Consider the following 15,582-nt stretch of genomic DNA (forward strand, 5'->3'; position numbering starts at 1 on the left):
CGAAATCATAAAGCCTATATTTTAAAAAATTTAAATTTGAGGCTTGCAACTAAGTAGTTTTTTCAAATGCCACTAATTCTATATTCTGATTATAAAAAGCCAAGATGGCTCGTCAACCGACATATGGAGACAATCGTACCGAGCACACTGCGTAGGGTTCGGACGGTAGTAGAGCCTGTTCGTTTGAGGATGGCTACTCAGGACGAAGATTTCTTGGATCTAGACTGGTATCGTAGAGATTCGGGAAAGTTACTCATCGTGTCCCATGGTCTGGAGGGAGATAGTCAGCGCCCTTATATTTTGGGGATGGTCAATAAATTCTATGCTGAGGGCTGGGATGTGATCGCATGGAACTATAGAGGATGTAGTGGCTCTCCCAATCGAAAAGAGCGTTTTTATCACAGTGGAGCTAGCGATGATCTCGATGCAGTAGTGCAGTATGCAATACGTTTGGGGTTTGACGCGATTAGCCTGTCTGGCTTTAGTCTCGGAGGAAATTTGACTTTGAAGTATCTAGGGGAGTATGACACGCCTGAAGAGATTCGGTCAGCTGCGGTGTTTTCAGTGCCATTGGATTTGGCAGGGTGTGCTCAGGAAATAGACAAGTCGCACAACACGGTTTATTCTGCTCGTTTTTTGAAATCACTGAAAGAAAAAGTACGATTGAAATCGAACTTACTCGCCGGTTTGGTAGATCTGGACAAAGTAGCTTTATCTAAGAGTGTCTATGAATTCGACGACTTCTTGACGGCTCCATTGCACGGTTTTGGGACGGCAGACAACTATTATGCAAGTTGCAGTGCGATACATTTTGTGCCAGATATCACAATCCCGACCTTAGTGGTCAATGCACAGAACGATCCTTTTCTCTCCGAGAGTTGCTACAACACAACAAATTTCGAAACATCAGACAATGTTTATTTTGAGATGCCTAAATTTGGTGGTCATGTGGGTTTTAGTACCAAAGGTACACAGGGTGTCTACTGGTCCGAACAGCGCGCATTTGACTTTATTTCTAAGCAAGTTTAATTCATGATCGATAGGTACGCCATATTTTCAGATTTTAAAGATATCAACCAGCGCTATGGTCTGGAGGGAGAGGAGTTTACCGTCCCTAACTACAATGCATCACCAGCGCAGCAGCTACCTGTCATTGCCAATAAGTCCAAGAAAGGAATTTCTTTTTTCTTTTGGGGAACAAACAAGCAGTGGTCTAACAACAAGAGCATTTCTCCAAAACTGCTGTCTGCCGAAAGAGATAAACTTACCAAATCGACGACCTTGAAAACTGCTCTGATGGACAGACGATGTGTCATTCCTGTCAATGGTTTTTATCTATGGAAGCAGTACAGCAAGAAGCGCATGACACCTCATTATTTTTATGCTACCGATGAGGAGCTGATTAGTTTACCAGGCATCTGGGAGGAATACGAAGATATGGATGGGAAGATCAACTATACCTTTAAGTTTATCGAAGTGCCTAACTATTCTGGTGTGACGGAATTCGGTGATAACATGCCTGCCGTGCTGTCCAAGGATATGGAGAAAAAATGGCTCGATGACTATAGCTCTCCTGATGAACTGATGGACATGCTGACGAATATTCCGAAGCTGACCAATCATCCCGTTTCACCACACATCACTTCTTTGACCAATAACTCTGCGGATTTGATCAAGCCTCAGGCACAGGTGGATCAACTCGGTAACTATACGCTCTTCGAATAGGACAGTTGGCTATTGCCCAAATCTGAACTAACTTAAGCATAAGACTAGATTATTAGGCCAATAGATATATCGATATGAAGCAATCAAAGATCATAGGAACGGGACATTATGTGCCTGACCATGTTGTCAAAAATGCCGATTTGGAAAAGCTTATGGATACCAATGATGCGTGGATCCAAGAGCGAACAGGAATCCAAGAGCGCCGACATGTGGTGCCAGGAGGTGAAGACACGACCTCTCGGATGGGGACCAGAGCTGCACAGATGGCGATATCGCAGGCAGGGATCGAAGTGGATGATATAGATTTTATCGTATTCGCTACACTGAGTCCTGATTATTACTTTCCTGGCCCGGGAGTGATGTTGCAGCAGCAGCTGGGGTTCAAAAAAGAAATAGGTGCTCTGGATGTTCGTAACCAGTGTTCGGGTTTTATCTACGGGGTATCGGTCGCAGATCAGTTTATTAAGACAGGCATGTACCGAACTGTACTAGTAGTAGGTAGCGAAGTGCACAGTGGTGGGCTGGACATGACGACCAGAGGTCGAGGGGTGTCGGTGATATTCGGAGATGGTGCTGGAGCGGTCGTGATGCAGTCCACAGATGAAAAACACAAAGGAGTTTTATCTACGCACCTTCATTCCGAAGGGCAGTTTGCAGAAGAGCTTGCTTTGATAGGGCCTGCGACTACTGACTGGATTCCTAATTATATCGAAAGAAATGACCCAGAAGATCTTCGTTACTATCCACACATGAATGGCAATTTCGTCTTTAAGAATGCTGTGGTACGTTTTCAGGAAGTGATTCATGAAGCTTTGACCGCCAATAATCTTGGAGCGAATGAAATAGATCTTTTGATTCCTCATCAGGCCAATCTGCGCATCAGTCAGTTCATCCAAAAGCAAATGAATCTACCCGATGAGAAAGTCTTTAACAACATCCAAAAGTATGGCAATACTACAGCGGCATCTATACCACTAGCGCTTAGTGAAGCCATGCATGCTGGCAAAGTGAAGGATGGGGACTTGATTTGTCTAGCAGCATTCGGTAGTGGGTTTACTTGGGCGTCAGCACTGATCCGGTGGTAATGAAGAACTGTTTAATCCTAGCATACAATTTGCTCGTATAGGGAGTAATAAATCAATTGGCTTATATGCATATCATTCAGCGCGCCGTATTAGTGGCACTTTTATTCGTAGCACAATCTTCATTCGCCCAGGACTTTTATAAGAAGGTGATCAATGACTCTACTTTGATCAAATCAGGAAAAGTGATCAAAGGATTCAAGCAAGGACTTTGGATATTCAAAAGTCCAAAGGGAGCCTATGTAGCCAGTGGGTACTATGTGGATGGCGTCCCTGACAGCACGTGGTATCTCTACAAAAATAATCAGGTGGACGAAGTGATCATGCTCAGAAATGGGCAAAAGAATGGTGCTTTCATCATCTACGAACAAGGTACTGGGCTGGCGCTGTTACAAGCAGGATACAAAAACGACAAACTAGAAGGACAGTACACAGAGTATCACTTTGATGGTAGTCCTTCGCTGCAAGGGTACTATGCCAATGGAAAAAAGGACAGTTTATGGGTGGAGTTTGATGAGTACCGCAGACCAACTTTTAAGCAGCGATACAAAAACGGGCTATCCGCTGGGGAATGGGTTTTTTATCATTCGAATGGACAAGTAGAGATTCGTCAGCACTATACCAATGGCTATCTCGATGGTGCCTATGAAGAAAACTATAAGAGTGGCATGCCCTATATAAGGGCAACGTATCAGTACGGCTCGCTCAACGGTCAGTACAAGGAGTATTTTCCGACTGGGGGAGTGAGTGTCAAAGGAAAATATGAATCGGGGCAAAAGACTGATGTGTGGATGACCATGACCGAAACGGGTAGCGTCTACTCTATCGGAGATTACAAAAATGATTTGAAGCATGGGCATTGGAAGTATTTCTATCCATCGGGTGCACTGGAACTAGAAGGGCAATATCTACATGATCAGAAAAATGATCAGTGGATGGAGTACTATGAGTCAGGCAAACTCAAATCCATCGGTAGCTTCAAGTTGGACTTGAAAAACGGGCTATGGGGACACTTCTACCAAAACGGCCAACTGAAGCAAGACGAACACTGGAAGAACGGCTATTTGCTAGAGGTGAGTGACTATTATACAGGGAAGGGGGCAAAACTGCCCAAAGGCACATTTAGCAATGGCAATGGAGTCAAGTACACCTACTACGCTGATGGAACACTTCAGTCCGAAGAGACCTTCGTCGGAGGAGAAGCGAACGGTCCTGCCAAATACTACAGTGACAATGGCGACCTAGAATCCCAAGGTCAATACGAGGAGAATGAAGCTTCAGGTACTTGGCAGTACTTCAATAAACGCGGCAAAGTCATTCGTGAGAAAACGTTTTAGTGGATATACCCAGAATAAAATATACATAGCAGTATGTATTGACTTGATTACTCCATGGTTATCGGTTTAGAGCACTTTTTCAGATGTATAGTCCCGTGATCCTCATACGGTGCTAATAGGAGTCTGTGAATATTATATTCTCAATCAGTTTTTAGGTTTGTTTTGGTTAGGGTAAGGCATTTTTCTGGTTGTGCTATTTCTACATAATGGTAGAACTAGCCAAGCGAGATCGGCGGATATGAGAACGAAAAATTCAAGCAGTTATCACAGAGTAGGAAAGCTAAACTGATAGAGAAATCCTCCAAAAGCAATCGGTATCAACAGACAAAAATTGAGACGATCGCTTTTGGAGGGACAATACTCTACTTTACTTCTAATACTACCACAGAGGCAGGAGGCAACGTTACTTCAAGCTGTCCACCTTTAACCCTGAATTCTTTGAAATCAAAAGGTTGAATTTTGCTAGGCTTGTCGAAGGAGTTGTGGTCTTGGATTTTAGCAGAAGCCAAAACACTACCTGAGACATCTGCTTTTTTTACTCCCGATAGTGGGATGCTCACTGTCTGAGACTGGCGAGCGTCGATATTGACTAGCGAAATATGCGTGATTCCAGCTTGATCGACGGACGCCGAAGCGGATATTGCGGGTAGTTCGTTTGCCCCATTTTTGTAAGTGGCGTTGTTTTGGATTTTGAGCGGGAGCAGTTTTGCATCATGATGTACCGTGTACATTTTCATGACATGGTAGGTCGGTGTGAGTATCATTTTTTCTTCTTTCGTCAGGATCACGGCTTGTAGCACGTTGACACTTTGAGCGAGGTTGGCCATTTTGACTCGGTCCGCGTGGTTGTTGAATATGTTGAGTGTCATGCCTGCAATCATTGCATCTCTCATGGTGTTTTGCTGATAGAGGAAGCCGGGGTTGGTACTTTCTTCCACATCGTACCATCCGCCCCATTCGTCGACGATCAGGTCGATTTTCTTTTCGGGATCGTACTTGTCCATGATCGCTACGTGTTTGGTGACGAGTTCTTCCATCTCCCAGGCACGCTGCAAAGTGATGAAATACTGCTCCTCGGTGAACTGAGAAGCGGACCCCTTGTCGTTCCAATCAATCACCGAATAGTGGTGTAGAGCGAGACCATCTACGAGATGGGCAGGGATGTTTTTCATGAGTGTTTCGGTCCAGTTGTAATCATTACTGCTGGCACCAGAGGCGATACGTTGGATGTCACTCCCGGTCATGTAAGTGGCAAATTGGCGATAGACATTCGCGTAGTATTCGGGGGTCATGTGACCGCCACAGCCCCAGGCTTCATTGCCTACTCCCCAGTACTTTACATTCCATGGGTTTTCTCTACCGTTTTCTTTGCGCAGCTCTGACATGGGACTCACGCCTCCGTTGTTGGTGTACTGCATCCAGTCGGCAAATTCCTTGACCGTGCCGCTGCCTACATTGCCAGAGAGGTAGGGTTCTGTCTCGAGCAATTCGCACATGTTGAGAAACTCATGTGTACCAAAGCTGTTGTCTTCGGTCACACCGCCCCACCATTGGTTGACGATGGTTGCGCGCTGGTCTTTTGGTCCTATGCCATCCTGCCAGTGGTAGGTGTCTGCAAAACAGCCCCCAGGCCAACGGAGGTTGGGAATTTGTAGTTCTTTGAGTGCTTCGATGATGTCGTTGCGTACGCCATCAGTATGAGGGATCCTGGTTTCGTCTTCTCCGACATAGAAGCCATCGTAGATACAGCGTCCGAGGTGCTCGGCAAAGTGACCGTAGATGTGCTTGCTGATCGTTGGCCCGTTTGTTTTGGTATCGATTTGTACCTGAATGTCTTGTGCTGAACTCAGGGTCCAGCCACATACGAAGGAAAGTAGTAATGTTAGTTGCTTCATGTTCGTGTTATTTTTTGTCTAAATCTATAAGGTATACCTCGTTTTCATCCGTGGCAAATGTCTCTTTGTAGCGCCCTGATTTGCCCACGTATAGTACTCATGGTTTGGAACCCGCTACTATGGCATCCAAAGCTCGTTGGTCGTAGACTGTGTTGGTTGCTCTGTCAAACAGTGCGGAACTCAGGTCACCTTTGTTTCCGGCATCCCAGTAGAAAGGGATCATGCCGTTGGCCTTGGCTTGTCGTGTCACGTATTCGAGGTAGTGAGCTCGAGAGGCGAGGTGCAAGTCCAAGTTGTCCCCGGTCAGGCTCAGTCGCTGTACCACGGCGTATTCGCCCATGATCATTGGAATTCCTTTGTCGAAAAACTGTGTTTTCATCAAAGCCATCAGGCGATCTACATCTGCCTCTTCTCCCCACGTCGCATTGCGATCTACATCTCTAGTAGAGTGGAAGTTAGCTCCCCAGTAGTAGAACATCTTGCCCCAACTGGCATCCTCACCCATGAGGCAATATTGGAAAGGGGTGTAGTAGTGTACCTCGACCATCATTTTGTCAGCGATCTCGTCGGTTGGGAGGATAGACATGAGGTTGTGGGTTTTTTCGACATCTGTGGAAGGTCCCTGTACGATCAGCACACGGTGACTGTTTTTTCCACCAGTGGCGCGCACAGCGTCTACAAATGTTTGGTGGTAGCTGTCTAGGATAGCCATTTGCTCAGCATCCTCTACGTTGGGTTCGTTGGTGCCGGCGAAGATCAAGTGCTCGTCAAAATCGCGGAGGTGGGTAGCGATTTGCTCCCATAGCGCTTTTTGTTTGGCATTGTTGGCTATTTGATATTCGGGCGTGATGTTGTTTTCGAGCCATCCTCCGTCCCAGTGGATGTTGAGGACGGTATACATGTCGTTATCCACGCAGTATTGTACGACCTCCTTCACTCGGTTGAGCCAATCCTCCGAAATTTTGGCAGTGGCCGGGTTTTCGATGTACTGATCCCATGCACAGGGGATTCGGATGGCGTTGAATCCATTTTGTTTGACAAGTTGGATGAGCTCTTCGGTGACTTGGGGGTTGCCCCAAGCGGTCTCGCTACCGATGGCCTCTAGGGTGTTTCCGATGTTCCATCCGATGGTCATCTTGTCGTAGAGTTGCATGGCTGTACTGCCCATGCCGCTGGCGTCTGGCGCGAGTGGGTTGGTGTTGTAGTCAGGGTATCCTTGAGTTTGAGAGACGGTGATTTGGCCCGTCGGAGCTCCCTCGGCACTGAGGAGGAGTGTCGTGCTGCGGGCCTCAGATAGCTCGCTGCTTGCGACTACTGTGACCGTAGTGGTTCCTATGCCGCCACTGCTTGGGGTGATGTTGAGCCAGTCCGCGTCCGATTGGAGTGTCCAAGCTTCGGCTTCCGAGCTAATCTCGATATTCTGTGAGTTAGCGAAATCACCCAAGTCTATGGAAGTAGTATTTGCGCTCAGCGCATGGAGATAGTCCGAGATCAACTGGGAAATAGAGACATGGACAGGGTCAGCATCACCAGCCGTGACAATCAAGTCTTCGGTTTTCGGTTCCAAAGTTTTTCCCTCGACTGTCAGCGTGATTTTGGCTTTATTGCCAATCCCTCCGTCACTAGAGAGTGTGAGCCAGTCCGCATGGTACTCAAGTTGCCATTCTCCGGCATTGGTTTCAATCTGGATATTTCTACTGCCCCCCTCCAGCGGGAATTCTACTTCGGTAGGGGTGACGGATAGGGTGTGTGATTCTTCTTGGTTGCATGCCGTCATCGTCAGCATGACTAGTAGGGATAGTAAATAGTCTTTCATCTTTCTTATATCTGCTTGTTCAAGTCGAACAATGATAGAGGGATAAGGAAGAAGTGCTTTTGCAAAAGCGGTAAAAGGCTTTGCAAAAAATGCGGGAGGGGGATGGTCTGACTCGCTTCGGGGTAACTTATGTACAGTCTCGGTATTCACTAGGACTTTGTCCTACTTCATTTTTGAAGACTCGGTTAAAGTGACTCTGGTTGTTGAACCCGACTTTGTAGGCGACTTCTCCAATGTTGAGCCTTGTGCTGGAGAGCAACCTTTGTGATTCCTTGATTCGAATGCGGTTGATATAGCTTTTGAAATTGCAGTTGAATTGCTCTTTGATGGTTTGGGTGATTTTGCGTGGCGAGATCCCGGTCTCCTTGGCGACTGACTCAATGCTCAGCTGGCTGTCTTGAAAGTGCGTATTGATGTAATCAATGAAGCTTTCAATGGGTTGTTTTTTGTCCAGCTGGAGTGCTTGATATTGGACAGTGATGGAGGTGTTTTTCGCATGGTAGGTTTTGGTCAAAAAGATGACTAGAAAGAGCAGCAGGCAAGAAATAGGATAAATCAAGGCTAGTTTGGTATATATAGGGGCATTGTCACGCGTCAACTGGATACTGTGGATCTTTAGTGTCATTGGCTGGACTATGTGAGGGGTGTAGGCTGTCCCAATATTGAGGTGGAGAGTTTGGTCCAAGGCTGGTCTTGAGTTTTCTTTCATAGGGATGCTGTGGAGTTCTTTCCACCAGTCAGGCAACAAAAAATCATCTATCGGTAGGTGGTAGCTTGTTGTCTTTTCGGATATACTGAGAAAGGTGTGGAAAGGAGCTTCCGGTTCTGACATCAGCGGAGTGAAGATGGAAAGTCCTAATTTATCTATCCCTTCCCCTTGCACACGAAACAGCAGCTCGTTGTAGTACGAAACATCGATTGGCTGCTGAGATTTGGGAGCCAATGTGATGCCGATGTAGGGGCTTTGAAACTGGTCATTGAGTTTGAAATCTACCTGGATCAGGGAGTCATTCACTTGGAAACCGAGGATTGTAGAGTTTCCCTCATTGGCATGATCCGTATAGGTGTGGTATTCAAATTCCCGATTAGGGAAAACGCTTAAGTTTGGCTGGGTCTCATAGTACAAGGTCAATACGAGGAAAGAGCATAGGAGCAGGAGAATGGGAAGCAAGAACCCCGTGCTACGGATAGTTTGGACAAACATGCTTTTTGATGGTACACTCATGGGCAAACCTCTAGGGATTGAGACTCAATGATACGTCATTTTCAAGATTTGTTTTTTCTTTTGTCCTCTTCTTTAGAAATTTGATTTTTGAATCTAAAATTTCACATCTGAAATATGTCAGGACATAGCAAGTGGTCAACGATCAAAAGAAAGAAGGGAGCATTGGATGCCAAACGAGGGAAGATTTTTGGTCGACTTAGCAAGGAGATAACCATAGCAGTCAAGGAAGGGAATAGTGGCGATGCGGAGGCTAATCCACGTTTGCGCTTAGCGATTCTCAATGCTAAAGGCTCCAATATGCCAAAAGATAACATTGAGCGGGCGATCAAGAAAGGTCTTGGCGGAGATGCTGCGTCTTATTTTGAACAGGATTTTGAAGGGTACGCTGCCCATGGGGTGGCAGTATTTGTCGAAACACTGACGGATAATCAGAACCGTACGGTGCAGGAGGTCAGAGCTGCATTTACTAAGAACAACGGGAGTTTGGGAACGAATGGTTCGTTGGAATTTATTTTTGATCGAAAAGGTGTTTTTAGCCTTCCTGTTCCATCGGAAATGGATTTGGACGAGTTCGAACTGGAGCTAATAGAAGCAGGAGCAGAGGAGGTCGAGATAGAGGATGGATTTGTCATCGTACATTCGGCAATGGAGGATTTTGGCTCGCTCAACAAGAAGTTGGATTCCTTGGGTTTGGAACTGGAGAATGCCGAGCTTCAGCGTTTGCCAAAGACCACTGTTAAGGTCGACGATGAGGCGTTTCAGGAGGTGATGAAGCTTATCGATATGCTCGAAGATCATGACGATGTGCAAAAGGTGTGGCACAACCTAGAAATGGGAGAAGGGCAGGAAGAATTACTAGAAAACTGACCTAAAATAAGCTATATTGAATTTTTGATGAAACCATGTATTTAGTACCAACGATGAATTGTAAAAACCTACCTGCCTTCCTATTGATTACCCTGCTTTCATGGCAAGCAATCTGTCAAGATAAAAGCACGCAACAGGCTGCTGACACACTATCGAGCGACAGTCCTGAGATGTCAAAATTCGATGCTTTTAATAAAAGAGCGGAAGTGCTTTTTCAGATCCTTCCATTCCCTATATATTCTTACTCGCAGGAGACCGGTCAGGTGTATGGATTGGTCAAATACAATCTAATCAATATTGTCAAAGGGGATACTGTGAGTGCCGCGTCGAGTTTTAGTGCACTGGCATCTGCTTCGGCATTGGGCCAGATCAAGTTTGTAATGGGTAGCAGAGTTTATCTCAAAGAAGATAGAATTGTATTACAAGGAGAGGCGAGCTATATCAATTTTCCACAGTTTTTTTTGGGGATAGGAAATGATGTGACGCGTGAGGGGTTGGAGGAAATCTCTACGAAGAGTTTAAACTTTGTCAATTCAGCACTCTTTGCGGTCAACGATTCTAAGACGGTATATACTGGGGTGTCGCAGGAGTTCAGAAACTATTACGAAGTAGAGAAAGACAGTAGTAGTTATTTAAATGTTAACCAAGTACCTGGTTTTGAGGGGGGAGCGATCTCTGGAGTAGGGCCAGCGTTCATATATGACACGAGAGACCATCGGTACAATAGCCGTACAGGAGCTTATATTTTTACGAGTTATAAATATTTTGGGAAGTACCTAGGGAGCGATTTTGACTATGGCACTTTTACCTTAGATGTGAGAAAATTTATCAACCCATGGATGAATCATGTGATTGGTTTTCAGGCCTACACCGAACTCAATACAGGGGCAGTTCCTTTTTACTCTCTGGCGCTGCTAGGAGGCTCGGAGAGAATGCGAGGCTACTATGAAGGAGCGATTAGAGATAAAGCCATTGCCGATGTACAGGTAGAATATAGAATGCCAATCTGGAAGATATTTGGCATGGTGGCTTTCGCTAGTGCAGGTCGTGTGGCACCAGACTATAGTGCCATGCAACTCAAAGATGCATGGATGAGCGGGGGGCTTGGCTTGCGTGTCATGGTGGATAGTAAAAACCGTGCAAACCTACGAATGGACTTTGGGTGGGGACAAGAGGGAGCTAAGGCATTTGTGATCGGGTTTACAGAGTCCTTTTAAGGGGCGGTTGGCGCTGAAACATAGAAGTGTTGAAATATAAGGTACTATTGGTGTCAGGGCTATTAGTTTGGCTATCGAGTTTAAATGTGCTAGGCCAGCGAGCCAAGGATGTTGAGGATTCAATCATGAAGGTGCCTCACTCCAAATTTGATTTTTTCAACAAAAAGGCAGAAGTGCTGTTTCAGTATGTGCCATTTCCAGTCTATTCTTATGCACAGGAGACGGGGCAAGTTTTTGGTTTGGTCAAATATAACTTGTTGAATCTTGTCAAGGATGATACTGTGAGTACAGCTTCTAGTTTTACGGCATTGGCATCTGTGTCGTCCATAGGACTGGTGAAGTTCGTGCTGCGTAGTTCGGGTTATTTGAATCAAAATAAAGTCATAATCCGAAGCAAGGCTAGTTATATCAACTTTCCTCAGCAGCTCTACGGGGTAGGTAATGAGGTGACTCCAGAGAACGAGGAACAGATCAAGACAGCTAGTCTCAATTTTGCGAATACCATGATGTTCGCAGTGAATGATTCGAAAACACTGTACGTAGGGTTCAATCAAGATTTTAAAACCTATGATTTGATCGATTTCGACTCTGTGGGTTACATGTATAGCAATCAAATAGAAGGATATCAGGGAGGTGCCGTATCTAAAATAGGACCGAGTTTTGTCTATGATACTCGAGACAATAGATATACCTCTTCGGGTGGAATGTATTTAGAGATGAGTTATTCTTGGGCGGGTGCAGCGATCGGTAGCGAGTTTGATTATAGTTCGTTTGGGATAGACTTTCGGAAATTCATCAAACCGTGGTACAATCACGTTATTGCTTTTCAATTTCACACAGCTGGGACGGTAGGTGAGGTACCTTTTTACTCTCTCAATCAACTGGGTGGGTCTGACCGGATGCGTGGCTACTTTAGTGGCGAGTTGCGTGACAAAACCATCTTAGATACCCAGGTTGAGTATAGAATGCCTGTATGGAATATAATAGGAGTCGTGGCCTTTGCGAGTACTGGGCGCGTTGCTCCGGACTACTCATCGATGACGGTGCAGGGGCTTTGGTATGGCGGAGGACTAGGGCTAAGGGTTCGGGTAGATAGTAAGAATAATGCAAACCTGAGGTTAGATTATGGTCTTGGTCAGGAAGGGGCTAGTGCATTTGTCGTTGCATTTACGGAAGCGTTTTAGGATACAAAAAAACCCTGACAGTCTGCCAGGGTTTCTACATATTGTTTGATCTCCTAGAAGAGAAAACTTATCCAATCTTAGCGATCAAATCAGCAGCTCTGTTAGAGTATCCAGCTTCGTTATCGTACCAAGACGCAACTTTCACCATTTTACCGTTAGCAGAAGTGATGCCTGCATCGAAGATAGAAGAGTGTGGGTCACCTACGATATCAGAAGACACGATAGGGTCTTCAGTGTACTTCAAGATGCCTTTCATTGGGCCTTCAGCAGCAGCTTTCATCGCAGCGTTGACTTCTTCTACAGTGACTTCTCTAGATAGCGTAGCGACTAGGTCAGTGATAGATCCTGTAGGGGTAGGTACTCTCATTGAGTTACCGTCCAATTTACCGTTCAATTCTGGTAGAACCAACCCTACAGCTTTAGCAGCTCCAGTAGAAGTAGGTACCATGTTGATCGCAGCAGCTCTTGATCTTCTCAAATCATTGTGAGGACCATCTTGCAAGTTTTGATCTGCAGTATAAGCGTGGATTGTTGTGATAAACCCTTGCTCTAGACCGAAGTTGTCATGCAATACTTTAGCAATAGGAGCAAGACAGTTAGTCGTACATGATGCATTTGACATGATGGTTTCTTCACCAGTCAAGATGTCGTCATTCACACCCAAAACTACAGTTGGGATGTTACCTTTTGCTGGAGCAGAGATAACTACTTTCTTAGCACCGGCAGTCAAGTGTTGGCTTGCACCCGCTTCGTCCACGAATCTACCAGTTGACTCCAATACTACGTCGATTCCTAGGGCTTTCCATGGTAGGTCAGCAGGAACTCTCTCAGCAGTGATGCCGATTTTCTTTCCGTTGACAATGATCCCATCTGCAGCAGCTTCAACAGTCCCGTCGAATTTACCTTGAGTAGAATCATACTTCAACAAGTGAGCAAGCGTCTTAGTATCTGTAAGGTCGTTGATAGCAACTACCTCTACATTTTCTTTTTTCAATAATGCTCTGAATGCGAGTCTTCCGATTCGCCCAAATCCGTTGATGGCAACTTTAATCATTGATTAATTATTTAGTGTTTGAAAATTTTTGACAAATCTAATATAGTGAACCGCTAAATCAAACATTTCTGTCTAAAGCCTATGTTATAGTTTTGTGATTCTAATCAATAAACAGTATGATCTATTAAATAGTTCAAAACAAAAGGGCTGATTTATTGAATTGGTTCAAAAAAATGAGGCTGATAATCATGTGAGTTGAACTTATGATGATTATTGACCCTTTGTTGGGTTTTTGTTTTGTCACTCGTAGAGAGCAAACGAAAAGAATCTTTGGTGTTAGGTTTCGTTTTGCTTCCGTGACTAAATTAGAGGAGAAAAGTAGATGATGTTAAGGAATTAGAAGAATAGATCCTATGAGAAAATTACTGTTAATGTTGATGTTTGTCGCCAGTGTTAGTTGGCCGGTATTAGCGCAAAGTACGATCGTTGGTTCATGGAAGACGATAGATGATGACACAGGAAAACCTAAATCTGTAGTAGAAATCTACGAACGAGGAGGGAAATATTATGGTAAGGTCACCAAGTTGTTTCGCTCACCCGGCGAGGAGCAAAACCCAATGTGCAAGTCTTGTGATCCAAAAGATAAACGCTACCAGCAACCTGTTATAGGAATGGAGATTATCGAAGGGTTGGAAAAAGATGGAGATGAATATGAGGATGGAACGATCCTCGATCCCGAAAATGGAAAAGTGTATGACTGCAAACTCTGGGTGGAAGACGGAAAACTTCAGGTTCGTGGATATATTTCTTTTCTGTTTAGGACACAAACTTGGCTCCCCTATAAATAGATGATAGATATTTCGTTAGGGCAGTACTATGAGGAGATGTGGCGTCAGGGCTGGCAAGGGCTACAGCACAGTGATTATTTTATAGATTCGCATTTGACCTCATTGGAGGATGATATGCGATTTGGCTTGACACTGAGGATTAGACCTGATGCGGAGGTCTTGAGTCGTCTAGCAGCTTTTCAGGACGAACTAATCGAAGTAGCTCCTGAACAATATCACTATCCGAGCAGTACCATCCATGTGACAGGCTTGTCTGTTATTTCCTGTTCTACAGAGGTTAGGTTGGGTGATTTGGAAGATCTTTCTCCATATATCACTTTGATCCAACAAGCTTTGAAAGGAGTTAAAAATACAAGTATCCTTTTTCAAGGGCTCACATTGTCACCTGTTGGTTTATTGATACAGGGATTCCCAAACGATAGTGTTTTAGAGCAGTTACGCTCACAGCTGAGAGAGGCTTTTCGTGCTAGTGTTATTAAGCACAGCATGGATGCTCGGTACACACTGAAAACTGCCCACACGACCATTATGAGGTATCAGCAGGCTTTGGCTGACCCGAAACAGTATGAAGCATTTGTTTTGGAGCATAAAGAAAGAGTTTTTGGGGCATCCCCTGTGACAGTGCTAGAGCTCGTGATCAACGACTGGTATCATGCACCAGGTCGAACGAAGGTGGTGCATGCTTTTGAACTATAGTGCGTGGAGTGTATGCGAAATGTAGCCAGTTGCACGTTAGGTAATTGTATTGCTAGAGAATTTCAATTAAATTAGAATTTCCACCATATCTCAACCTAGAGGGGTTACATTAATTAAGTTTGTAGTATCTAATCAAAAGCAGAAGCTTTTTATCCGATGAAGGATCACGAAATATTAGAACGGGTGAGTAGAGGGGACGAGGCTGCCTTGGACTATCTCTACAAGAAGTACTATAAGATGATGACGCGCATTGTCTTAAATAATAGTGGTACGGAAGATGAAGCCAAAGACGTGTTTCAAGATGCTTTATTGGTGTTTTGGCAGAAAGCGATTTCTGGCAATCTTGTTTTGACTTCCAAAATCAGCACGTTCATTTATAGTATTTGTCTGAACCTTTGGAGAAAAGAATTGGATAGAAAAAGTAGGCATTCTGGAGAGATGGTCGAGGAAGCTACCTACCAAGATATAGAGCGGCAGGAGAAAATCAAGATTGTCAATGATTGTATCAATCAACTTGGAGATGCCTGTAGGAAAATATTAACATACCACTACTTTGACGGACTATCGATGCAAGATATCGCTGAGAAGCTCAATTTTGCGAATACCGATACGGCCAAAACGAAAAAATATAAGTGCAAGAAAAAGCTTGATTTGATGATTAAAAGAAATTATACGTCAAGTGATTTTTTAGATTAG

General features: G+C 44.7%; 14 protein-coding genes. 10 read left to right on the forward strand and 4 right to left on the reverse strand.

Annotated features, from left to right (window positions below; genetic code table 11):
• Window positions 1–66 precede the first annotated feature (66 nt).
• The 4 genes from BGP76_RS16385 (at window position 67) to BGP76_RS16400 (ending at window position 4,144) form a co-directional block, all read left to right on the forward strand.
• The gene (locus BGP76_RS16385; RefSeq protein ID WP_119845465.1) at window positions 67–1,029 is read left to right on the forward strand and encodes a YheT family hydrolase; all 963 of its coding nucleotides are present in this window, start codon (window positions 67–69) and stop codon (window positions 1,027–1,029) included.
• 3 nt (window positions 1,030–1,032) lie between these two features.
• Window positions 1,033–1,725, forward strand: a complete 693-nt coding sequence (locus BGP76_RS16390; RefSeq protein WP_119845466.1) for an SOS response-associated peptidase — start codon at window positions 1,033–1,035, stop codon at window positions 1,723–1,725.
• A gap of 74 nt (window positions 1,726–1,799) precedes the next feature.
• Window positions 1,800–2,810 carry a 3-oxoacyl-ACP synthase III family protein gene (locus BGP76_RS16395; protein ID WP_119845467.1) on the forward strand — a complete coding sequence of 337 codons (1,011 nt, stop codon included), beginning with the start codon at window positions 1,800–1,802 and terminating at the stop codon, window positions 2,808–2,810.
• Between the two features lie 65 nt (window positions 2,811–2,875).
• On the forward strand, window positions 2,876–4,144 hold the full coding sequence (locus tag BGP76_RS16400; protein ID WP_119845468.1) for a toxin-antitoxin system YwqK family antitoxin: 1,269 nt from the start codon (window positions 2,876–2,878) through the stop codon (window positions 4,142–4,144).
• Between the two features lie 362 nt (window positions 4,145–4,506).
• On the opposite strand, the gene BGP76_RS16405 is transcribed toward BGP76_RS16400, so the two are convergent.
• The 3 genes from BGP76_RS16405 to BGP76_RS16415 form a co-directional block, all read right to left on the reverse strand.
• Entirely contained in the window at window positions 4,507–6,039 is a 1,533-nt protein-coding gene (locus BGP76_RS16405; protein ID WP_119845469.1) for an alpha-N-arabinofuranosidase, read from the reverse strand.
• Window positions 6,040–6,136: 97 nt separating this feature from the next.
• Window positions 6,137–7,855, reverse strand: a complete 1,719-nt coding sequence (locus tag BGP76_RS16410; protein ID WP_221409895.1) for a cellulase family glycosylhydrolase — start codon at window positions 7,853–7,855, stop codon at window positions 6,137–6,139.
• Window positions 7,856–7,982: 127 nt separating this feature from the next.
• Window positions 7,983–9,080 carry an AraC family transcriptional regulator gene (locus BGP76_RS16415; protein WP_119845470.1) on the reverse strand — a complete coding sequence of 366 codons (1,098 nt, stop codon included), beginning with the start codon at window positions 9,078–9,080 and terminating at the stop codon, window positions 7,983–7,985.
• A gap of 114 nt (window positions 9,081–9,194) precedes the next feature.
• Here BGP76_RS16415 and BGP76_RS16420 point away from each other — a divergent pair, with 114 nt between their 5' ends.
• The 3 genes from BGP76_RS16420 to BGP76_RS16430 are packed head-to-tail and all read left to right on the forward strand — an operon-like array spanning window position 9,195 to window position 12,348.
• Window positions 9,195–9,947 (forward strand): YebC/PmpR family DNA-binding transcriptional regulator, encoded by a 753-nt coding sequence (locus BGP76_RS16420; protein ID WP_073120857.1) that lies wholly within the window; start codon window positions 9,195–9,197, stop codon window positions 9,945–9,947.
• A 35-nt stretch (window positions 9,948–9,982) separates the two neighbouring features.
• Window positions 9,983–11,164, forward strand: a complete 1,182-nt coding sequence (locus BGP76_RS16425) for a BamA/TamA family outer membrane protein (protein WP_119845471.1) — start codon at window positions 9,983–9,985, stop codon at window positions 11,162–11,164.
• 29 nt (window positions 11,165–11,193) lie between these two features.
• Window positions 11,194–12,348: a BamA/TamA family outer membrane protein gene (locus tag BGP76_RS16430; protein WP_119845472.1), complete on the forward strand. Its 1,155-nt coding sequence runs from the start codon at window positions 11,194–11,196 to the stop codon at window positions 12,346–12,348.
• Window positions 12,349–12,415: 67 nt separating this feature from the next.
• Here the strand turns inward: BGP76_RS16430 and gap are convergent, their stop codons facing one another.
• Window positions 12,416–13,402 carry a type I glyceraldehyde-3-phosphate dehydrogenase gene (gap, locus tag BGP76_RS16435; RefSeq protein ID WP_073120852.1) on the reverse strand — a complete coding sequence of 329 codons (987 nt, stop codon included), beginning with the start codon at window positions 13,400–13,402 and terminating at the stop codon, window positions 12,416–12,418.
• Window positions 13,403–13,755: 353 nt separating this feature from the next.
• Here gap and BGP76_RS16440 point away from each other — a divergent pair, with 353 nt between their 5' ends.
• The 3 genes from BGP76_RS16440 to BGP76_RS16450 all read left to right on the forward strand — a co-directional run bounded on the left by BGP76_RS16440 (window position 13,756) and on the right by BGP76_RS16450 (window position 15,582).
• Window positions 13,756–14,190 carry a DUF2147 domain-containing protein gene (locus tag BGP76_RS16440; protein ID WP_119845473.1) on the forward strand — a complete coding sequence of 145 codons (435 nt, stop codon included), beginning with the start codon at window positions 13,756–13,758 and terminating at the stop codon, window positions 14,188–14,190.
• Entirely contained in the window at window positions 14,191–14,886 is a 696-nt protein-coding gene (locus tag BGP76_RS16445) for a mutarotase (RefSeq protein ID WP_119845474.1), read from the forward strand.
• Window positions 14,887–15,042: 156 nt separating this feature from the next.
• A complete protein-coding gene (locus BGP76_RS16450) occupies window positions 15,043–15,582 on the forward strand; it encodes an RNA polymerase sigma factor (protein WP_119845475.1) in 540 nt (179 codons plus the stop codon).

This window comes from Reichenbachiella sp. MSK19-1, assembly GCF_003590315.1.
GTDB lineage: Bacteria > Bacteroidota > Bacteroidia > Cytophagales > Cyclobacteriaceae > Reichenbachiella > Reichenbachiella agariperforans.